A 19,768-nucleotide genomic window follows, 5' to 3' on the forward strand; every position below is an offset into this window, starting at 1 on the left:
GATGAAGTTTGTATTTGATTTAGATGGAACCCTGTCATTCGATGGTGTCACAATCGATGATGAAATCAAACAGGTCTTATTGAGAGCAGAAGAATTTGGCCATGAAGTCGCCTTTGCTTCTGCACGTTCTTACCGGGACTGCTTGGGCCTTTTAGGGGACCCATTGAGTCAGCAACTCGTGATTGGTTTAAATGGTGGATTGGCCTATCGTCAGGGGCAATTGGTATATGAGGACCAATTGGACAAGGATGTGTATCGGGAAGTCCTTGGCTTTTGCCGCCATTACAATCTACCATTTTTTGTGGATGATACCTTTGATTATAGCGGACAGATTTTGGAAAAGATTCCTTTTGTTGCTAATGTAGATCCCCTCAAGAAAGCTCAGTATCGTTCATTAGAGGAGCTGACAGATCCGATTAAGGTCGTGATCTATATGGGTGGCCATGAGGAGCTCGTGGATGAGATCATCGAGCGGATCGAAAAGACAGATAAGGCCCATATCCGCTATCATGCGCATGAAAAATGCATCTATCTCAATCCAGCAGACACGCATAAAGCGACAACCGTAGAAGAACTCTGTGGAGAGAATTTCGTGGCTTTTGGCAATGATCAAAATGATATCGAGCTCTTTGAAAAAGCTCTTTATGCAGTTCAGATTGGCGATTTTCCATCCCTTCGGCCTTACGCTGATGATCAATTAGTGGCCAAGCAAAATCATCCACAAGCTGTTGCTGCTAAAATCTTGCAAGTCTTCGCAGAATTTAGAGGAAAATAAAAGAAGGAGGGGGAGTCGTGGCTTCTCCTTTTTCGCTAGAAATGAGGAAGGTATGAGAAGAGTTCGGAAAGAAGAGATCCAGCGCGTCATTGTGAAGCGCCCAATGACGTCATATAAGGGAGATTTTGGTCGTCTGCTCCTGATTGGAGGAACCTATCCCTATGGGGGAGCCATCATTATGGCAGCGATCGCTACGGTTCATAGTGGGGCGGGCTTGGTCACTGTTGCAACAGATCCTGACAATCTGACGGCCCTTCATAGCCATCTTCCTGAAGCTATGGGCTTTGATCTAGCGGATCACGAACTCCTTTGTGAGCAAGTGCAAAAAGCTAGCGTGATTTTAGTCGGGCCGGGCTTAAAGGAATCTAATGAAAACCAAGGAGTCTTACAAATGATTTTTGAGCAGGTCTCTAGGCAGCAGGTCTTGATATTAGATGGAGGTGCTATTAGTCTTTTTGCAACCTCTCAATTTGACTTGCCAGAAGCTCAGTTGGTCTTTACCCCTCATCAAAAAGAATGGGAAAAACTATCGGGACTTGATCTAGCAAGCCAGACAGAAGAGAAGAGCCAAAGAGCAGTACAGAACTTTCCTGAAGGGACTGTCATAGTAGAAAAGGGGCCTCACACACGAATTTGGACAAGTGGGAAGGAAGAGGGCTATCAGCTAGATGTTGGTGGTCCCTACCAAGCAACAGGTGGCATGGGAGATACCTTGGCAGGGATGATTGCGGGGTTTGCAGGTCAATTTCCACAGGTTGGACTCTATGAGCGCGTGGCAGTCGCGACCTACCTTCATTCAGCGATTGCTGAAGACTTGAGCAAGGAGTCTTATGTGGTTTTACCGACAAGCATTAGCAAAGAAATTCCCAAATGGATGAAGAAGTGGAGTGACAATTTAAACGAAAATGTTGAAAATAAAACGTTTTCATGATAGTATTTAAGAAAAGGAGGTGAAAAAATGAATGAGCAAAAAAAATCGATTACCATGAAAGATGTTGCAGCAGAAGCTGGAGTTAGTGTTGGGACAGTCTCTCGTGTCATCAATAATGAAAAAGGCATTAAAGAGGTGACCTTAAAAAAAGTTCAACAAGCAATTGAAAAACTTTCTTATGTCCCAGATGAATATGCGAGAGGATTAAAAACGAATCGTAGTAATATTATTGCTTTACTCATTCCAACTATATGGCATCCTTTCTTTTCTGAATTTGCTTATCATGTTGAAAAAGCACTATTAAAAAATCAATATAAATTATTAATTTGTAATGCGGATAAAGATTCTAAAAATGAGATAGAATACATAAAATTACTTGAGAAAAATAAAGTAGATGGGATTATAGGGATCACCTATTCAGATATTGATAAGTATGTCTCATCAAATTTACCTTTTGTCAGTATTGACCGTCATTTTTCTGAAAATGTCTATTACGTAACTTCTGAAAATTTTCATGGTGGTCAACTAGCTTGTCGCGAATTAGTCAAACGCGATTGTCAAAATCTAGCTTACATTAGTGGTGTGAACAAACATTTGAATGAAACAACGGAACGGGGGAGAGGTTTCAAAGCGGAGGCTAAACAGAAAAATACGAACCTTTATTGTCTTGAAATGCCGGAACCACTGAATCAAGTAGAAGAGCAAATAAGAACCTTTTTTGAAAAGCATCCTCAGATTGATGGGATTTTCACAGTAAATGATTTTATGGCCCTTCGTGTGATAAAAGTTTTAGGGGATATGGGAAAAATTCCTATAGAAGATTATCAGATTATTGGTTTTGATGGATTAAGACCAGCTTTTGATCAACCTTACTTACTTTCTACAATTGTTCAACAAATAGCTCAGATGGCTCAAGCAGCAGTTGAACTATTGCTTAAATTAATTCGTGAAGAAAAAATAGACCAGAATGTCATAAGTTTACCGGTACATTTTTTTGAAGGAAACACAACAAAAAAATTATAAAAAGTGCTTGACAAATTATGAAAGCGCTGTTATAATTTAGTCATAAAATGAAACGTTTCAAAAAAACTCAGCTATTTTAGTTTGAGTTAAAAAATTAATAAAAAATGAAACGTTTCAAAAAGGAGGAAGCTATGCGTAAAGGTATTAAGTTATCTGTAGTTGCAGCACTATCATTAGGATTGCTTGCAGGATGTGGTGGGGGATCAAAATCCAAAACTGCAAGTTCTTCGGACGAAATAAAAGTCTGGGTTCAATTCTCAGATGAAACAGCTGAGGGAAAAGCTTGGCAACAAGTTGTTGATAATTTCAACAAGTCAAAGAAAACCAAATATAAGGTTGTGACAGAATATATTCCACGTAGTGGTAGCGGTGGAGGATATGAAGATAAGGTCAACGCTGCTGTTACGACAAATAGTTTACCAGATGTTATTACGCTAGATGGACCAAATACTGCTGCCTATGCAAAATCAAAAGTGATTGCTCCCTTGGATGATTATCTAAAGGACAATGACATGGATGATGTACTGGACAGTATTAAACAACAGGGAACTTATGATGGTAAATTCTATGCGTTTGGTTTTTCTGAATCAAATGTAGGTGTATACTATAACAAGAAGATGTTTAAGGAAGCTGGGATTGATGAAGCGAGTTTGCCAACCCTTGAAAAACCATGGACATGGTCTGAGTTTAATGCTATTGCTAAGAAATTAAAAGATCATTTTAATAAACCAGCAATCGATTTCCGTTTGAATTCAAATGATGAGATGTTACCATATGCTTATATGCCTCTTATTTGGTCAAATGGTGGTTCTGTTGTAAATTCTAAAGGAACAAAAGCTGAAGGTTACTTCAATAGTAAGGAAAGTGTTGAAGCTGTTCAATTTATTCAAAATCTAGTAAAAGAGGATTACACTACAGTTAGTCCTGTTGAAAAAGGATTTGAAACAGGTGAGTATCCGATGGTTCTAAGCGGGTCTTGGACGATTGGGGATCTACAAACAAATTACAAAGATATTGATTTTGGTATTCTTCCTTATCCAGTTTCAGATAAAACGAAGAAATTGGTCTCACCTTCAGGTAGTTGGCAATTAGCTGTTACAACAAAATCTGATAAAAAAGAAGCTGCTGCTGAATTTGTTAAGTTTGCAACAAATACAGAATCTAGTGAAATTATAAGCTTGGGGAACAGTGTTCTTCCAATCAGAAAATCAACAATTAAAAATATTAAGGATAAAGTATCTGAACCATTGCGCTTCTTGATGGAACAAAATGCTGTATCAGCCCATCCTCGTCCTGTTGTAGTAGCTTATCCACAAGTTTCACGCGCTTTCCAACAAGCGATGCAAGATATCAGCTATTATAAAGATAATCCAGATGTACAAAAAGTATTAGATGCTCGTACGAAAGAAATGCAAACAGCAATCGACCAATCTTTAAATAAATAGTTGATATTCAAAAGGTGGAAGGAAAGTTATGAAATGTACCTTCCACCTTATTTTATTTAATGATTTCATCTTAGGAGACGAACAATGAGCGAAACAAAGAAAGTCGAAACAAAAAAGAAAGAACGTCTTAAAGAAAATATTATGGGCTATAGCTTTTTAGCTCCAGCCTTAGTATTACTTTTTATCTTTTTGGTGATACCTGTTGGTATGGTCATCTATTATGCCTTTACAGATTATTACCTATTGACCCCAGAGGACAGAAAATTTGTAGGGTTACAAAATTTCATGCGCTTAGCACAAGATCCGATCTTTATAAAAAGCTTCCTGAATACCTTGAAATTTGTTGTTTGGATTATTCCAGTACAACTTGGGGCAGCCCTTGGTATGGCTTTAATCGTAAATAAGAAACGTAAAGGAAACATGTTCTTTAAGGTAGCATTCTTTGCTCCTGTTGTGATGTCTCTCGTGGTTATCTCTATTCTTTGGCTATACTTGTTAAATCCAAATAATGGTTTGCTCAATGCCCTACTGAATAAAATTGGTATTTCTTCACAACCATTCTTGACAAGTCCAAAACAGGCCATGTATGCAATTGTATTTGTTTCTGCATGGCAAGGTGCAGGCTATCAAATGTTGTTATTCCTTGGAGGAATGCAAAATATTCCACAAGATGTTTATGAGGCAGCAGAGTTGGATGGATTTTCAAAATGGGCTCAATTCAGATACATCACAATGCCTTTATTGAAACCAACTGCCTTATTTGTACTCTTGACGACATTGATTTCAGCATTTAAATTGATTGTACAACCAATGGTCATGACTCAAGGTGGACCACTAAACTCAACAATTACAATGGTATATTATATTTACCAACAAGGTTTCACAGACCGTCTCGTTGGTTATTCAAGTTCTATTGCCTTAGTATTTACAACATTGATTGGTATGATCAGTCTTGTACAACGGCGAGTTTTGAAGGAGGACGATTAGGATGAAACGTTTAAAACCGACTTCTATTTTAGAATATATTTTATTAATTCTATTAGCAGGCCTCTTTCTATTTCCTATGATCTGGATGGTGGTTTCAGCAATGAAGCCAGAAGCAGATGTGTATAAGAATTTAACAAGTTGGAAAGCTTTCTTACCTAGTTTTAATCCAGCTGATTGGTTTAAACCTTACCAAGAAGTTCTTTCACGTTTTAGTATTCTAACATACTTAGGGAACAGTATTTTTTATGCAGGAACATTTGCACTGGGGTCTATTATAGTAAATGCCTTAGCGGGATTTGCATTTGCAAAAATTAATTTTACAGGTAAAAAAATTCTATTTGGCTTTTTATTGGCATTGTTAATCATTCCGATTGAAACAGTGTTGATTCCTCAATTTACAATTATTAATTCACTTGGCTTAGTCAATAATCGTTTAGCGGTTATTATCCCTGGATTAGCTAGTGTCTTTAATATCTATCTTTTCCGGAACTTCTTTATTGCCATTCCAGAAGAAATTATCGAATCTGCAAAAATAGATGGTGCAAGTATCTTGCGAATCTTTTTCAAGATTATGTTGCCGATGTCGAAACCAGCAGTTGCCACAGTCGGTGTTCTTTCCTTTATTTCTAGTTGGAATGATTATATCTGGCCGTTGATGGTTTTAACAGATTCTTCAAAATTTTCAATGCAGGTAGCGATTACAACCATTAATACAACTCAACCAGTTTATATCAATCAAGTAATGGCTGTTTTGACAATTTCTACAATTCCACTTATTCTAGTATATATCGTAGCACAAAAATATATTATTCAAGGTTTAGGTGGATCTGGTACAGGTATTAAGTAGGTGATAAGGATGAAGGAAAGCATTCGAAAAGCAAATCAGTATATTAATGAAAACAGGGAGAAGGTTGACCAGCAATATAGAGGATCCTTTCACTTACTACCTCCAATAGGCTGGATGAACGATCCTAATGGCTTTGTTTATTTCCGCGGAGAATACCATTTGTTTTACCAATTCTATCCCTATGATAGTGTTTGGGGGCCCATGCATTGGGGGCATGCCAAATCAAAAGATCTTCTCCATTGGGAAGAACTGCCAGTAGCATTAGCGCCAAGTGAAAGCTATGATAAGGATGGCTGCTTCTCGGGTAGTGCTATCGTGAAAGACGACAAGCTCTACTTGCTGTATACGGGTCATGTAGACGATGAGGAAAAGCGCGAAGAAACTCAGTGTCTTGCGGTATCGACGGATGGCATTACCTTTGAAAAAATCCCTACTAATCCAGTGATTCATGTGGAGCATATTGATGGTATCGCAGATATTGCTGATTTTCGTGATCCTAAAGTCTTTGAATACCAAGGAATCTATTATACTGTAGTTGCTTCCAAAACAGTAGATGATCGAGGGCAAATTCTCTTGTTTGCGTCAAGTAATCTAGAGGACTGGAGCTTTAAATCAGTCTTACTGGAAGGTGAAAAAGGGCAAGGTATCATGTGGGAATGTCCGGATTTCTTCCTCTTAGATGGTAAATGGGTCTTGATTCTGTCTCCCATTGAAATGGAAAGACAGCAAGAAAAATACTGGAATTTAAATTCGACTGTTGCCTTTATCGGTGACATGAATTGGGAAACGGGTCAGTTTGTTGTCGATTCATATGATGAAATTGATGGTGGCTTGGACTTCTATGCTCCTCAAACTTGTCAAGGACCAAATGGCGAACGATACATGGTTGCTTGGATGCAAATGTGGCAACGTTCCATCCCTAGTCATGACTTAGGTCATGGTTGGGCAGGAAGCATGACGGTTCCTAGAAAATTATGTTTGAGAGACGGAAGATTGGTTCAGGAATTACCTGAGTCTGTGAAAGATCACTTCCTTGTAGAGAATGCGCCAGAAACCATTGCAAAGGGCAATCAAATCACGATCCAAGCTAGAGGGAAACAAACCTTGTTTGAGATAGGTGCTAAATCAGGTCGCTCCTTTATCCTAAGCTATGGGAATGAATCTGATGCTGATAGTACCTTGCAATTGATTTACGATGCCTCCAATAAACGCTTTAGCTTGAGTCGAGATCAATTTGGACACCTCATTTCTGGAAAAGAAAGCCCAGAAATTCAATCAAGATGGATTCAGTTGGATGGTGAAAAGGATCATCATTTCTCGATTCTTCGAGATACCAACTCAATTGAAGTATTCGTGGATGGTAAAACTCTATCAATGACCTTTTATGAAACGACTGAGAATCCTGTCTATACCTTCAAAGCAGATGAAGGGGTCGATTTAGTTGTAAAAGCCTATCAAAAATAGGGACACAAAAATCTCCTAAAGAAGAAAAGACAAGTCCTGAGACTTGTCTTTTTGTTGTATCCTAAATAGGTTTTGAGTTTCATCGAAGAAAATTTAGGAATTGGCCTCATGACCGATCTGACTCTCTTTCCAGAATATCCAAATCTTGTCAAAATTCCGCTGGTTGAAGAGGAAAAAACAGTCTTCTATATTAGTTATGCCTATCCAAATGAAGGGGAACCCCAAGCACTTCTTAGTTCCTTTATTGAACGATTAGAGCAGTGTGAAAAATAGGGAAGCTGGTTTAAAATAGACCAGTAGAAAGTGACTTGAATAAAATGAGGCTTGGAGAGAAAGGAAATTCATGATTTCGCTTTGTCTGCCAGCCTTTTTTGGTGTTTTTTGGTATAATTAAACTTGATCATATTCTGCAGAAAGGAGTTCCTATGTCCAACTATTTATCCGTATCAAGTTTGACCAAATATTTGAAATTAAAATTTGATAAGGATCCCTATTTGGAAAGGGTTTATCTGACAGGGCAGGTCTCCAATTTCCGAAAACGTCCTAATCACCAGTATTTCTCTCTAAAGGATGAAAAGGCTGTGATTCAGGCGACTGTTTGGGCTGGGATCTATAAGAGTTTTGGCTTTGAGCTAGAAGAAGGCATGAAAATCAATGTCATTGGTCGGATCCAACTCTATGAGCCAAGTGGGAGTTATTCCATTGTCATCGAAAAGGCGGAGCCAGATGGGGTAGGGGCCTTAGCCATCCAATTTGAGCAACTCAAGAAAAAGCTGACCGAAGAAGGGCTTTTTCAGGATCGGTGGAAGCAAGCTCTACCACAATTCCCAAGAAAGATCGGGGTGGTCACTAGTCAAAGTGGGGCCGTGATTCGCGATATTATCACAACGGTGAGCCGTCGTTTTCCTGGTGTGGACATCGTGCTCTACCCGACCAAGGTCCAGGGAGAAGGCGCTGCAAGTGAGGTGGTTGCCAATATCCAGAAGGCCAATGCTCGGACGGACCTAGATGTCTTGATCATCGGTCGTGGGGGTGGTTCGATTGAAGACCTCTGGGCCTTTAATGAAGAGCCAGTTGTGCGGGCTATTTTTGAGTCTAGAATTCCCATTATTTCCAGTGTGGGACATGAGACAGACACGACTCTAGCAGATTTTGTAGCGGACCGACGAGCCGCTACTCCGACAGCAGCAGCTGAATTAGCCACTCCGGTGACGAAATTAGATCTCTTGTCGCATTTACAAAAGCAGGAGAATCGCATGGCAACAGCCATGTCCAATCGTTTGGCCTATAATCGTGAACGTTTGGCCAAATTAAGTCAATCGGTTATTTTTAGACAGCCCGAGAGACTCTATGATAGCTACCTGCAAAAGATTGACCAGTTGCAATTGCGATTGAAACAAGGGATGCGCGAAGCTTATGGACAAGGGGACAATCAGTTACAAGGTCTGCGCCATCGTCTAGAGGCTATGTCTCCTTTGCATCGTATCGAACGTTATCAAGACCGTGTCTTTCAAGATAAGAGACTCTTAACCAGCCGCATGGAACAAGTCCTAAAAGAGCAAAAGATCAAGGTTCAAGGCTTATCAGAAGCCCTCTTGATGCTGGATACGAGTCGGATTATTGCGCGTGGCTATGCCATGGTCAAGCAAGACGATCAAGTCTTGGATTCGGTTGCGAACGTAAAAGAAGGAGACCCGCTGTCCCTCATCATGAGAGATGGCCAGTTAGAAGTAGAGGTGAAACATGTCTAAAGAAAAGAAATTTGAAGAAAATTTAGCAGATTTGGAAGCCATCGTCCAAAAATTGGAGAGTGGGGATGTGGCTCTTGAAGAAGCGATTACAGAATTCCAAAAAGGAATGAAGTTGTCAAAAGAATTGCAAGACACCTTGGATCAAGCAGAGAAAACCTTGGTCAAGGTCATGCAAGCAGATGGTACTGAAGCGGATCTAGCATGAGACAAGAAGAAAAACGAAATAGAGTAGAGCAAGCGATTCGCTCTTTTTATGAGGAAAAATCCATCGCCCCCCATTTAGTGGGCTCGGTCCTTTATTCGATCCAAGCAGGTGGAAAACGCCTGCGCCCAATGCTTCTTCTAGAATTGTTAGAAGCCTTCGGACAGGAGTTGACAGAGGCTCATTTTCAAGTGGCAGGGGCTTTGGAGATGATCCACACAGGAAGCCTTATTCATGATGATCTACCGGCCATGGACAATGACGATTACCGTCGGGGGCAATTGACCAATCACAAGAAATTTGGAGAAGATTTGGCGATTTTAGCAGGAGATGCACTTTTTCTCGATCCCTTTGGCCTGATTGCTGCGAGTGACCTTTCAGATGCGGTCAAGGTCTCTTTGATCCTTGAGTTATCAGATGCTTCGGGTAGTCGCGGAATGGTAGCTGGCCAAGTCCTTGACATGGAAGGGGAGCACAAACAGCTCACTCTAGCAGAATTGCAAACCATCCATGCCAATAAGACAGGACGACTCCTTGCCTATCCATTCATCGCAGCAGCCTCGATTTTAGAGTTGCCAGCAGACATTGGTCAGCTTCTAGAAACAATTGGGAAAACATTAGGGCTGGCTTTTCAAGTACGGGATGATATTTTGGATTTGGTCGCTGATTTTGAAGCTCTGGGTAAGACTCCTCAAAAGGACTTAGTGGCAGAAAAATCGACTTATCCAGCCCTCTTGGGATTGGAAGAATCAAAAGCTTTGCTGACAAGTGAATTAGATGCTTGCGAGAACTTGTTGGATCAGATTACGGCTGCTTGCGACTTTGATCCGCAAGCAATCAAGAAATTAATAGAAGGATTACGAATAGATGGCTAAGGAAAGAGTAGATGTATTAGCCTATAAACAAGGCCTATTTGATACACGCGAACAAGCCAAAAGAGGGGTCATGGCAGGCCTTGTCGTTGCCGTTATCAATGGTGAGCGCTTTGATAAACCGGGTGAAAAAATTGATGAAGCAACTGAGTTGAAATTAAAGGGTGAAAAACTCAAGTATGTCAGCCGGGGCGGACTCAAATTAGAAAAAGCCCTGAACCAATTTGGTTTGTCTGTAGAGGACAAGATTGCCATCGATATTGGCGCCTCCACAGGTGGTTTTACAGATGTCATGCTGCAAAATGGAGCCAGCCTGGTCTTTTCGGTGGATGTTGGGACCAATCAGTTGGCTTGGAAATTGCGCAACGATCCTCGGGTAGTCTCGATGGAACAGTTCAATTTTCGCTATGCTGAGCCAGATGATTTTGAAGCGACACCGAGCTTTGCGAGTATCGATGTCAGCTTTATTTCCTTGGACTTGATTCTGCCAGCCCTTCATAGGATTTTGGCAGATAATGGACAAGTGGTTGCGCTAGTTAAACCCCAGTTTGAAGCAGGACGCGAGCAGATCGGAAAAAATGGGATCATTAAGGATCCCAAGATTCATTTAGCGGTCCTTGAAAAGGTCGCTACATTTGCAGGGACACATGGCTTTTCCGTGATGGGAGTGGATTATTCCCCTATCCAAGGAGGCCATGGCAACATCGAATTTTTGATGTATCTAGAAAAAAAAGAAGAGAAAACAAAGCCTAGTACAGAGCAGCTGGAGACTGTTGTGGAAAAGGCGCACAAGGAATTTAAACATGAAGAGTAAGAATATTCGATTAGAAAAAATTCTCCGCTTTATACGTGATCATGAAGTGGGAACACAAGAAGAGATTGTTGAACACTTGAAAGAAGAGGGGATTTCAGCAACCCAGGCGACAGTGTCACGCGATATTAAAGAGCTGGGAATTGTTAAACGACCTTTAAAAGATATGACTTATGTCTATGAATTGCCACGCAAGCATCACCAAGGAATCGGGATGATTGAAAGCAATATCTTGTCTCATCGTCGAATGGGTGAATATGTTAATTTCACCATGGTTCCAGGGACAGCTCCTTTAGTTAAACGTCGTTTGCGGGATATTTATCAGAATCATATATTTAGTATTGTCGCAGATGATGATACGATCTTGTTGATTGCTTATTCCGCACCAGAAGCAGAGAATATCCTCAAATCAATCTTTGGGTGGTAAGAGCCTATGCTATTAGAAATTTCGATTAAGAACTTTGCCATTATCGAGGAGATTTCCTTAAATTTTGAAAAGGGAATGACGGTACTGACAGGGGAAACAGGTGCAGGGAAATCCATCATTATCGATGCCATGAATATGATGCTGGGAAGCCGTGCAACGACGGATGTCATTCGACACGGAGCCCCAAAAGCGGAAATCGAAGGTCTCTTTGCTGTTGAGAGCAATCGCCATTTGACAGCGCTCTTTGAAGAGCAAGGATTAGAGTGGACCGATGAATTGATCATTCGCCGAGAGATCTTGCAAAATGGGCGAAGTGTCAGCCGAATCAATGGCCAAATGGTAAATTTATCAGTCTTAAAAGCGGTCGGTCAACATTTGGTAGACATCCATGGCCAGCACGATCAGGAAGAACTTATGCGGCCTCAATTGCATATCGCTATGCTGGATGAATTTGGAGATGCAGCCTTTTTCCAAACCAAAGATGCTTACTGTCAGACCTTTGAAGACTACAAACGCCTGCGTAAACAAGTGGTGGAACTCCAGCGCAACCAGCAGGAAAACAAGGCCCGTATCGAGATGTTGGAGTTTCAAATTGCAGAGATTGAGGCAACTGCCTTGGAAGTGGATGAGGACGTGCGTCTGGAGCAAGAACGCCAACGTCTGCTCAATCACAAGATGATTGCAGATACTCTAACCAATGCCTATACCATGCTGGATGCAGAAGAGTTTTCGAGCCTTTCCAATGTTCGCTCAGCCATGAATGATCTGGAAAGCATTGAAGAATATGATCCGAGCTACAAAGAACTCTCAAGCCAGTTATCGGAAACCTTCTATGCCCTTGAGGATATTACCAAGCGCTTAGAAGATGTGGTCGATGGTCTGGAATTTGATGGTAATCGCCTCATGCAGGTGGAATCGCGTTTGGATTTGATCCACTCCATCACGCGCAAGTATGGTGGTCAAGTTAAGGATGTCTTGGAATACCTGGCGCAAATCACCAAAGAATATGGCCTCCTCACAGTAAGTGACCTCTCGTCTGAGGACTTGGAAAAAGAACTCAAACGTTTGGAAAAGAGTTTGGTCACCTTGGCTCAAGATTTGAGTGATCAGCGGCATACTCTGGCCCAAGCTTTGGAAAATGAAATCCAGCAAGAATTGGCAGATCTCTACATGGACAAGGCGCGCTTCCAAGTGCGTTTTAGCAAGGCTAAGTTTAATCGGGAGGGAAATGAAGCTGTCGAATTTTACATTTCGACCAACCCAGGTGAGGACTTTAAAGCCCTTGTCAAGGTTGCATCCGGCGGAGAATTGTCACGCTTGATGTTGGCCATTAAATCTGCTTTTTCTCGAAAAGAAGGAAAAACCAGTATCGTCTTTGACGAGGTAGATACAGGGGTCTCTGGGCGCGTGGCTCAAGCCATCGCAGCGAAAATTCATAAGATTGGTCAAAATGGCCAAGTTCTTGCTATTTCTCACCTGCCTCAAGTCATCGCTGCAGCGGATTATCAATTCTATATTGAGAAAATCAGTGATGCACACTCTACCGTATCAACTGTACGCTTGCTCAATAGAGAAGAACGAATCGAAGAAATTGCCAAGATGCTGGCAGGAGAGGATCTAACGGAAGCTGCCCGTCAACAGGCAGAGCAACTTCTCAAGCGTTAAGAGAGAAAGAAGGTTTATAACCATGTCAACATACTTTGTAGTCGGAGATATTCACGGAAAAGCACAAATGCTAGAAGAGCTCATGACAGAGTGGGACGGAAAAGCTCAATTGGTCTTTTTAGGTGATTTGATAGATCGAGGCGAAAACAGCAAACGATCGATTGAGATCGTAAAAGACTACGTAGACCATCACGGAGCTGTTTGCCTTTCCGGAAATCACGAGTACATGTTTTTAGCTTGGTTGGACAATCCAGAAGAGCGTTATGACCACTACCGAAGAAATGGTGGCGATACGACCATCAACTCTCTTTTAGGCCGGCCACTCGATGCTCCTGTAGATGGGATTGCCGATGCGCAAGCCGTAGAGAGCGCTGTTCCTGAATTGGTAGCCTTCATCCGTAGTTTGCCCTTTGACTTTGAGACAGAAACCTATTACTTTGTCCACGCCGGTGTGGATTTAACTCTTGAAAATTGGCGGGAAACCAGTGACTACCAAAAAGTCTGGATCCGAAAACCATTCCATGAAGCGGAGAATCAGACAGGCAAATGGATCGTCTTTGGTCATACACCGGTCTATGGACTGCTCAATGAGCCAGTCGGTACCGAAAATCTTTGGATTTCAGATCAAAAAATGGGTGTCGATGGGGGCGCTGTTTATGGAGGAGTTCTCCATGGGTTGCTCTTGGATGATCAAGGCATTGTCCAAGACCATGTCCTTCACAATACAGGTTTTTCTGCTGCAGACGATTGAGAGCGGAGGTCTGGAAATCTTTTACAGCAAAACCTCGTGTTTTTTGATATAATGAAACCAGAACATTCATAGGAAGAGTAAAGAAATAAATGGCAAATATTAAAATAGTTACAGACTCATCTATTACAATTGAGCCTGAAGTGGTTGAAGAATATGGCATTACCATTGTGCCACTTTCTGTTATGGTGGATGGAGTCCTTTATTCCGACAGTGAGTTGGGTGAAGGGGACTTCTTGCGCTTAATGCAGTCTAGCAAAAATCTTCCAAAGACTAGCCAACCACCTGTTGGAGTCTTTGCAGAGGTGTATGAAAAGTTAGCAGCGGACGGAGCTCATATCGTTTCGATTCATATGTCTCATGCCTTGTCAGGAACAGTAGAAGCAGCTCGTCAAGGGGCAACCTTGTCAGGGGTAGATGTGACCGTGATTGATAGTGGCTTTACAGACCAAGCCATGAAGTTTCAAGTGGTTGAGGCAGCTAAGTTGGCTAAAGAAGGAGCAGATCTAGACACCGTTTTAGCTCGTATTGAAGAAGTCAAAGAAAAGACAGAGTTGTATATCGGCGTATCTACCTTGGAAAATCTAGTTAAAGGTGGTCGGATTGGTCGTGTTACCGGACTTTTGAGCTCGCTTCTTAACATCCGTGTCGTGATGGAAATGAAGGACCATCAGTTAGAACCGATCGTCAAGGGGCGTGGAAACAAGACCTTTAAGAAGTGGGTAGATGAATTGACTGAGAAGTTATCCCACAGCAAGGTTGCTGAGATCGGGATTTCTTATGCAGGAACCCCGGAATGGGCCAATGAAATGAAGGCTCAGTTGCAATCGCTCGTTGAAAATGCGATCCCAGTTCTCGAAACTGGATCGATTATCCAAACCCATACAGGTGAGAATGCATTTGCAGTTTTGGTGCGCTACGAATAAGCTGAATAAATGTTTGAAAAAACAGGTTTAGTACTTGACCTAAAGGCTTTTTTTAGATATTATAGTACTGTTAAGGCGTAAAGCCTAAAAAAATTTGGAGGATTTGTTAAATGGCTAACAAACAAGATTTGATCGCAAAAGTGGCAGAAGCTACAGAATTGACTAAAAAAGATTCAGCAGCAGCTGTTGACGCTGTATTCGCAGCAGTTTCAGAATACCTTTCAAAAGGTGAAAAAGTTCAATTGATCGGTTTCGGTAACTTCGAAGTTCGTGAACGTGCAGCTCGTAAAGGTCGCAACCCACAAACTGGTAAAGAAATCAAAATCGCAGCTTCTAAAGTTCCAGCATTCAAAGCTGGTAAAGCTCTTAAAGAAGCAGTTAAATAATTGCATTTTGAAAAACCATCCTAGATTTCTAGGATGGTTTTTTTGTTGGACAGCTCTATAGGATAAGGGTATAATAGGAAAAAAGAAGGAGAGAGAAAAGACCATGCGATTCATTTTAGGCCTCTTTGCCTTGTTGTTTATCCGACCTATTTTGTATCTACTGAAAGGGCTGTGGTTCGTACTGGAATTCTGTTTTATGATCCTCGTAGTTAAAATGATCCTAGGAACCGTGCGCTGGATGACCAGTTGGATCGGCTGAGAGGGGATAGAGACATTAGTGAATGACTCAATGTCCCCCAGGGGTTTTGCTCTTTCATTTTCAGGCTCGTGACTCAATGTCCACTGGACATAACCTCGCTTTTCCGTTTTCAAGTTGGTGAATCAATGTCCACTGGACATGAACTCGCTTTTCCGTTTTAGGCTCGTGAATCAATGTCCACTGGACATTTTTTTTAATTAAAAGCATTCTAAATAGTGATTTATTTTGAAACATGCTATAATAGGGGTAACGAATCGATTAAATCATATTGGAAAGGGGGGATCATAGTGAACGCATTGCATCGTCATGAAGAAGAGCGCGTGGAAGAAGTCTTGCAAAGTTTGCGTGCTAAGAGCATTCGGATTACCGATACTCGCAGAGCAGTTCTTTCCTATTTAGTGGCGAGTCATGAACATCCAAGTGCTGAGAAGATCTATCGCGATTTATTGCCTCAGTTTCCAAGCATGAGTCTAGCAACTGTCTACAACAATATCAAGGTTTTAATTGATGAGGGGGTTGTTTCTGAGATCAAGGTTCGCAATGATACCACGACCTATTTTGATTTCATGGGGCATGACCATTTGAATGTGGTGTGTGAAAAATGTGGCGGTATCGCAGATGTGGACATTGAAGTCCCAGATCTTCGCGAAGAAGCAGCCAGTCAAAGTGGCTACCAGATCACCAAGACCCAAATGACTGTCTATGGTATTTGCCCAGAGTGTCAAAAACAATGATGAAGATATTCCAAGAGAGTCGTCAGGCTCTTTTTTGTGAGAAATTGCACTTTTCTATGGTCGCCACTAGATTTTTTACTGAAAATCTAGTAGAATAAAATAGATAAACGGGGGAAACCTCGGAGAATAAAAAGGAGATCCATCTAATGGTAAAATTGGTTTTTGCTCGCCACGGTGAGTCTGAATGGAACAAAGCTAACCTTTTCACTGGTTGGGCTGATGTTGATTTGTCTGAAAAAGGTACACAACAAGCGATCGACGCTGGTAAATTGATCAAAGAAGCTGGTATCGAATTTGACCAAGCTTACACTTCAGTATTGAAACGTGCGATCAAAACTACTAACTTGGCTCTTGAAGCTTCTGACCAATTGTGGGTTCCAGTTGAAAAATCATGGCGCTTGAACGAACGTCACTACGGTGGTTTGACTGGTAAAAACAAAGCAGAAGCTGCTGAACAATTTGGTGATGAACAAGTTCACATCTGGCGTCGTTCTTACGATGTATTGCCTCCTGCAATGGACCGTGATGATGAACACTCAGCACATACTGACCGTCGTTACGCTTCACTTGATGACTCAGTAATTCCAGATGCTGAAAACTTGAAAGTTACTTTGGAACGTGCCCTTCCATTCTGGGAAGATAAAATCGCTCCAGCTCTTAAAGATGGTAAAAACGTATTCGTAGGAGCACACGGTAACTCAATCCGTGCTCTTGTTAAACACATCAAACAATTGTCAGACGACGAAATCATGGATGTGGAAATCCCTAACTTCCCACCATTGGTATTCGAATTTGACGAAAAATTGAACGTTGTAAAAGAATACTATCTTGGAAAGTAAGATAGCGTGATTCGTTATCAATAATAGAAGAGGCTGGGACAAAAGTCCTAGCCTCTTCTTGTTTTTGGATTGTCGAGCAAGACGCAGTGGTGGAGTGGGCTCTACTACGCTGATTTCATCAGCTTTTATAGCCCTACTCAACTGTGCGGAGGTGGGACGACGAAATCGAATTCTAACGAATTACCGATTTCTGTCCCACTCTCTTTTTGCTTGTCTTCCTTAGATCCTAGCCGCTTTTGGGTTTTCAGGGTCTCCTAAAAGTGTTATAATAGAGTGTTACTAAATTGGGTTCCATTAGCCCTGAAAGGAAAAGAAAATGACAAAATCATTCTACATCACAACTCCTATCTATTACCCATCAGGTAAATTGCATATTGGTTCAGCTTATACAACGATCGCCTGTGACGTTTTGGCGCGTTACAAACGCATGATGAACTACGATGTTTTCTACCTGACTGGTCTCGATGAGCATGGTCAAAAGATCCAGCAGAAAGCAGAAGAAGCTGGGATTACGCCGCAAGCTTATGTAGATGGGATGGCCGTTGGAGTGAAAGAACTCTGGCAATTACTCGATATCTCATATGATAAATTCATCCGTACGACAGACGATTACCATGAAAAAGTGGTGGCTCAAGTCTTTGAACGCTTGCTTGCGCAAGATGACATCTACCTGGGTGAATACTCTGGCTGGTACTCAGTCTCTGATGAAGAGTTCTTTACAGAAAGCCAATTGGCTGAGGTTTACCGTGATGAGAATGGCAAGGTCATCGGTGGGGTAGCCCCATCAGGCCACGAAGTAGAATGGGTTTCCGAAGAATCTTACTTCCTTCGCCTCAGCAAATACCAAGACCGCTTGGTTGAATTTTTCAAATCCCAACCGGATTTCATCACGCCAGATGGCCGTCTCAATGAAATGTTGAAAAACTTCATCGAGCCAGGCTTGGAAGATTTGGCAGTATCTCGAACTACCTTTACCTGGGGAGTTCCAGTTCCATCTAATCCCAAACACGTGGTCTATGTATGGATCGACGCCCTTCTCAACTATGTGACGGCTCTTGGTTACGGTCAAGAAGATCATGAAAACTTTGATAAATTCTGGAACGGAACTGTCTTCCACATGGTTGGAAAAGACATCCTTCGTTTCCACTCGATTTACTGGCCAATCCTTCTTATGATGTTGGATATCAAATTGCCAGAACGCTTGATTGCCCATGGTTGGTTTGTCATGAAAGACGGCAAGATGTCTAAGTCTAAAGGAAATGTCATCTACCCAGAAATGTTGGTGGAACGCTTCGGCTTGGATCCACTTCGTTACTACCTCATGCGCAGTTTGCCAGTTGGTTCTGATGGTACCTTCACACCAGAAGACTACGTGGCTCGCATCAACTATGAATTGGCCAATGACCTTGGAAACCTCCTTAACCGGACGGTAGCCATGATCAATAAATACTATGGTGGTCAAGTTCCTGCTTATGTCGAAAATGTCACAGCATTTGATGCAGATTTGGCTAAGGTAGTTGAAGAAAACATCGCTGAATACCACAAGCAAATGAACGCGGTGGATTACCCACGCGCTTTGGAAGCCGTATGGAACATCATCTCTCGTACCAATAAGTACATCGATGAGACTGCTCCTTGGGTCCTCGCTAAAGAAGATGGTGACAAGGAACAATTGGCAGCGGTCATGACTCACTTGGCAGCCAGCCTCCGTGTTGTGGCTCACTTGATCCAACCATTCATGATGAACACCTCAAATGCCATCATGGAACAACTAGGCTTGGGCATGGACTTCGATCTTGAAAACTTGACCTTAGCTGGCTTCCCAGAAAATGTTACAGTGGTTGCCAAAGGAACTCCAATCTTCCCACGTCTGGACATGGATGAAGAAATTGCCTACATCCAATCGCAAATGACTGCTGGTAAACCACAAGAAAAAGAATGGATTCCAGAAGAAGTGGAACTCAAGTCTGAAAAAGATGAGATCAAATTTGAAGACTTTGACAAGGTTGAAATCCGTGTCGCAGAAGTCAAAGAAGTGGAACGTGTCGAAGGCTCAGACAAATTGCTTCGCTTCCGCCTAGATGCAGGAGATGGCGAAGACCGTCAAATCCTTTCTGGTATCGCGAAATTCTATCCAAATGAACAAGAATTGGTCGGCAAGAAACTCCAAATCGTAGCCAACCTTAAACCACGTAAGATGATGAAGAAATATGTCAGCCAAGGCATGATTCTTTCCGCAGAATACGGAGATCAATTAACAGTCTTAACTGTTGATCCATCTGTACCAAATGGAAGTATCATTGGCTAAACGATAGACAAAGAAAAAATCATCTAAAAAACTTTCCTTAGGTGAGTACGGACGTCAGCGAACTTCGAAGAAGTTCCATGACTAATTATTGAGCCTAAGGTCTCAATAATTCCGAGTGCCTGAAACAACTGTATTTCAGGCACTTTTCTCACGGCGGAAAGATTCAGTAGATGATTGAATAATTCTTACGAATAAATTTTTTAATTTTTATAGAATTTATTTGATTTGTATGGAAGAGCAGATTGTCTATGCTCTCAAGCACTCCCGCGGGAGTGCTTTTGTTGTATTGATATGGTTCCTATCATTGAGTTTTACAAGGATGGTAGATGAGTCCTATTAGCAATGGATGTTAACGGAGACTTCCGCAG

21 protein-coding genes are annotated in these 19,768 nt (G+C 41.6%); all 21 read left to right on the forward strand.

The genetic code is table 11. The annotated features are described in order from the left end of the window. The first annotated feature begins 1 nt into the window (after position 1). The 21 genes from HMPREF1195_RS00330 (at position 2) to metG (ending at position 19,400) form a co-directional block, all read left to right on the forward strand. The gene (locus HMPREF1195_RS00330) at positions 2 to 775 is read left to right on the forward strand and encodes an HAD-IIB family hydrolase (RefSeq protein WP_023917466.1); all 774 of its coding nucleotides are present in this window, start codon (positions 2 to 4) and stop codon (positions 773 to 775) included. A 52-nt stretch (positions 776 to 827) separates the two neighbouring features. After that, positions 828 to 1,706, forward strand: coding sequence for an NAD(P)H-hydrate dehydratase (locus tag HMPREF1195_RS00335; protein ID WP_023917468.1), 879 nt, complete (start codon positions 828 to 830; stop codon positions 1,704 to 1,706). Between the two features lie 27 nt (positions 1,707 to 1,733). Next, entirely contained in the window at positions 1,734 to 2,729 is a 996-nt protein-coding gene (locus HMPREF1195_RS00340) for a LacI family DNA-binding transcriptional regulator (RefSeq protein ID WP_023917469.1), read from the forward strand. 131 nt (positions 2,730 to 2,860) lie between these two features. Then, positions 2,861 to 4,174, forward strand: a complete 1,314-nt coding sequence (locus tag HMPREF1195_RS00345; RefSeq protein WP_009732412.1) for an ABC transporter substrate-binding protein — start codon at positions 2,861 to 2,863, stop codon at positions 4,172 to 4,174. An 84-nt stretch (positions 4,175 to 4,258) separates the two neighbouring features. Beyond that, a complete protein-coding gene (locus HMPREF1195_RS00350) occupies positions 4,259 to 5,161 on the forward strand; it encodes a carbohydrate ABC transporter permease (RefSeq protein ID WP_023917471.1) in 903 nt (300 codons plus the stop codon). Position 5,162: 1 nt separating this feature from the next. Then, positions 5,163 to 6,008 carry a carbohydrate ABC transporter permease gene (locus HMPREF1195_RS00355; RefSeq protein ID WP_023917473.1) on the forward strand — a complete coding sequence of 282 codons (846 nt, stop codon included), beginning with the start codon at positions 5,163 to 5,165 and terminating at the stop codon, positions 6,006 to 6,008. 9 nt (positions 6,009 to 6,017) lie between these two features. Next, positions 6,018 to 7,472, forward strand: coding sequence for a glycoside hydrolase family 32 protein (locus HMPREF1195_RS00360; protein WP_023917474.1), 1,455 nt, complete (start codon positions 6,018 to 6,020; stop codon positions 7,470 to 7,472). A 108-nt stretch (positions 7,473 to 7,580) separates the two neighbouring features. Then, positions 7,581 to 7,745 carry a type 2 periplasmic-binding domain-containing protein gene (locus HMPREF1195_RS10550; RefSeq protein WP_023917476.1) on the forward strand — a complete coding sequence of 55 codons (165 nt, stop codon included), beginning with the start codon at positions 7,581 to 7,583 and terminating at the stop codon, positions 7,743 to 7,745. A 152-nt stretch (positions 7,746 to 7,897) separates the two neighbouring features. Next, positions 7,898 to 9,223: an exodeoxyribonuclease VII large subunit gene (gene xseA, locus HMPREF1195_RS00365; protein ID WP_023917477.1), complete on the forward strand. Its 1,326-nt coding sequence runs from the start codon at positions 7,898 to 7,900 to the stop codon at positions 9,221 to 9,223. Then, positions 9,216 to 9,428 (forward strand): exodeoxyribonuclease VII small subunit, encoded by a 213-nt coding sequence (locus HMPREF1195_RS00370; protein ID WP_003006013.1) that lies wholly within the window; start codon positions 9,216 to 9,218, stop codon positions 9,426 to 9,428. The genes xseA and HMPREF1195_RS00370 overlap by 8 nt, the downstream gene beginning before the upstream one ends. Continuing rightward, positions 9,425 to 10,300 (forward strand): polyprenyl synthetase family protein, encoded by an 876-nt coding sequence (locus tag HMPREF1195_RS00375; protein WP_023917479.1) that lies wholly within the window; start codon positions 9,425 to 9,427, stop codon positions 10,298 to 10,300. The genes HMPREF1195_RS00370 and HMPREF1195_RS00375 overlap by 4 nt, the downstream gene beginning before the upstream one ends. Beyond that, a complete protein-coding gene (locus HMPREF1195_RS00380; RefSeq protein ID WP_023917480.1) occupies positions 10,293 to 11,111 on the forward strand; it encodes a TlyA family RNA methyltransferase in 819 nt (272 codons plus the stop codon). The genes HMPREF1195_RS00375 and HMPREF1195_RS00380 overlap by 8 nt, the downstream gene beginning before the upstream one ends. Then, entirely contained in the window at positions 11,101 to 11,535 is a 435-nt protein-coding gene (locus HMPREF1195_RS00385; protein WP_023917481.1) for an arginine repressor, read from the forward strand. The genes HMPREF1195_RS00380 and HMPREF1195_RS00385 overlap by 11 nt, the downstream gene beginning before the upstream one ends. Before the next feature lie 6 nt (positions 11,536 to 11,541). Next, positions 11,542 to 13,200 carry a DNA repair protein RecN gene (gene recN / locus HMPREF1195_RS00390; protein ID WP_023917483.1) on the forward strand — a complete coding sequence of 553 codons (1,659 nt, stop codon included), beginning with the start codon at positions 11,542 to 11,544 and terminating at the stop codon, positions 13,198 to 13,200. A 22-nt stretch (positions 13,201 to 13,222) separates the two neighbouring features. Beyond that, positions 13,223 to 13,951: a metallophosphoesterase gene (locus HMPREF1195_RS00395; RefSeq protein ID WP_023917484.1), complete on the forward strand. Its 729-nt coding sequence runs from the start codon at positions 13,223 to 13,225 to the stop codon at positions 13,949 to 13,951. An 89-nt stretch (positions 13,952 to 14,040) separates the two neighbouring features. Beyond that, on the forward strand, positions 14,041 to 14,874 hold the full coding sequence (locus tag HMPREF1195_RS00400) for a DegV family protein (RefSeq protein ID WP_023917486.1): 834 nt from the start codon (positions 14,041 to 14,043) through the stop codon (positions 14,872 to 14,874). A 110-nt stretch (positions 14,875 to 14,984) separates the two neighbouring features. Continuing rightward, positions 14,985 to 15,260, forward strand: coding sequence for an HU family DNA-binding protein (locus HMPREF1195_RS00405; protein ID WP_003006038.1), 276 nt, complete (start codon positions 14,985 to 14,987; stop codon positions 15,258 to 15,260). A 546-nt stretch (positions 15,261 to 15,806) separates the two neighbouring features. Further along, positions 15,807 to 16,253 (forward strand): Fur family transcriptional regulator, encoded by a 447-nt coding sequence (locus tag HMPREF1195_RS00410; RefSeq protein ID WP_023917488.1) that lies wholly within the window; start codon positions 15,807 to 15,809, stop codon positions 16,251 to 16,253. 146 nt (positions 16,254 to 16,399) lie between these two features. Beyond that, positions 16,400 to 17,092, forward strand: coding sequence for a phosphoglycerate mutase (locus HMPREF1195_RS00415; RefSeq protein WP_003012031.1), 693 nt, complete (start codon positions 16,400 to 16,402; stop codon positions 17,090 to 17,092). Between the two features lie 69 nt (positions 17,093 to 17,161). Next, a complete protein-coding gene (locus HMPREF1195_RS11260) occupies positions 17,162 to 17,350 on the forward strand; it encodes a hypothetical protein (RefSeq protein WP_080674677.1) in 189 nt (62 codons plus the stop codon). Between the two features lie 58 nt (positions 17,351 to 17,408). After that, on the forward strand, positions 17,409 to 19,400 hold the full coding sequence (gene metG / locus HMPREF1195_RS00420; RefSeq protein WP_023917490.1) for a methionine--tRNA ligase: 1,992 nt from the start codon (positions 17,409 to 17,411) through the stop codon (positions 19,398 to 19,400). Positions 19,401 to 19,768 lie beyond the last annotated feature (368 nt).

Source organism: Streptococcus parasanguinis CC87K, from assembly GCF_000507765.1.
GTDB classification, from domain to species: Bacteria; Bacillota; Bacilli; order Lactobacillales; family Streptococcaceae; genus Streptococcus; species Streptococcus parasanguinis_J.

Coding starts and splice junctions, on each gene's coding strand:
- HMPREF1195_RS00330 (WP_023917466.1), top strand. CDS start 2: ATGAAGTTTGTATTTGATTTAGATGGAACCCTGTCATTCGATGGTGTC.
- HMPREF1195_RS00335 (WP_023917468.1), top strand. CDS start 828: ATGAGAAGAGTTCGGAAAGAAGAGATCCAGCGCGTCATTGTGAAGCGC.
- HMPREF1195_RS00340 (WP_023917469.1), top strand. CDS start 1,734: ATGAATGAGCAAAAAAAATCGATTACCATGAAAGATGTTGCAGCAGAA.
- HMPREF1195_RS00345 (WP_009732412.1), top strand. CDS start 2,861: ATGCGTAAAGGTATTAAGTTATCTGTAGTTGCAGCACTATCATTAGGA.
- HMPREF1195_RS00350 (WP_023917471.1), top strand. CDS start 4,259: ATGAGCGAAACAAAGAAAGTCGAAACAAAAAAGAAAGAACGTCTTAAA.
- HMPREF1195_RS00355 (WP_023917473.1), top strand. CDS start 5,163: ATGAAACGTTTAAAACCGACTTCTATTTTAGAATATATTTTATTAATT.
- HMPREF1195_RS00360 (WP_023917474.1), top strand. CDS start 6,018: ATGAAGGAAAGCATTCGAAAAGCAAATCAGTATATTAATGAAAACAGG.
- HMPREF1195_RS10550 (WP_023917476.1), top strand. CDS start 7,581: ATGACCGATCTGACTCTCTTTCCAGAATATCCAAATCTTGTCAAAATT.
- xseA (WP_023917477.1), top strand. CDS start 7,898: ATGTCCAACTATTTATCCGTATCAAGTTTGACCAAATATTTGAAATTA.
- HMPREF1195_RS00370 (WP_003006013.1), top strand. CDS start 9,216: ATGTCTAAAGAAAAGAAATTTGAAGAAAATTTAGCAGATTTGGAAGCC.
- HMPREF1195_RS00375 (WP_023917479.1), top strand. CDS start 9,425: ATGAGACAAGAAGAAAAACGAAATAGAGTAGAGCAAGCGATTCGCTCT.
- HMPREF1195_RS00380 (WP_023917480.1), top strand. CDS start 10,293: ATGGCTAAGGAAAGAGTAGATGTATTAGCCTATAAACAAGGCCTATTT.
- HMPREF1195_RS00385 (WP_023917481.1), top strand. CDS start 11,101: ATGAAGAGTAAGAATATTCGATTAGAAAAAATTCTCCGCTTTATACGT.
- recN (WP_023917483.1), top strand. CDS start 11,542: ATGCTATTAGAAATTTCGATTAAGAACTTTGCCATTATCGAGGAGATT.
- HMPREF1195_RS00395 (WP_023917484.1), top strand. CDS start 13,223: ATGTCAACATACTTTGTAGTCGGAGATATTCACGGAAAAGCACAAATG.
- HMPREF1195_RS00400 (WP_023917486.1), top strand. CDS start 14,041: ATGGCAAATATTAAAATAGTTACAGACTCATCTATTACAATTGAGCCT.
- HMPREF1195_RS00405 (WP_003006038.1), top strand. CDS start 14,985: ATGGCTAACAAACAAGATTTGATCGCAAAAGTGGCAGAAGCTACAGAA.
- HMPREF1195_RS00415 (WP_003012031.1), top strand. CDS start 16,400: ATGGTAAAATTGGTTTTTGCTCGCCACGGTGAGTCTGAATGGAACAAA.
- metG (WP_023917490.1), top strand. CDS start 17,409: ATGACAAAATCATTCTACATCACAACTCCTATCTATTACCCATCAGGT.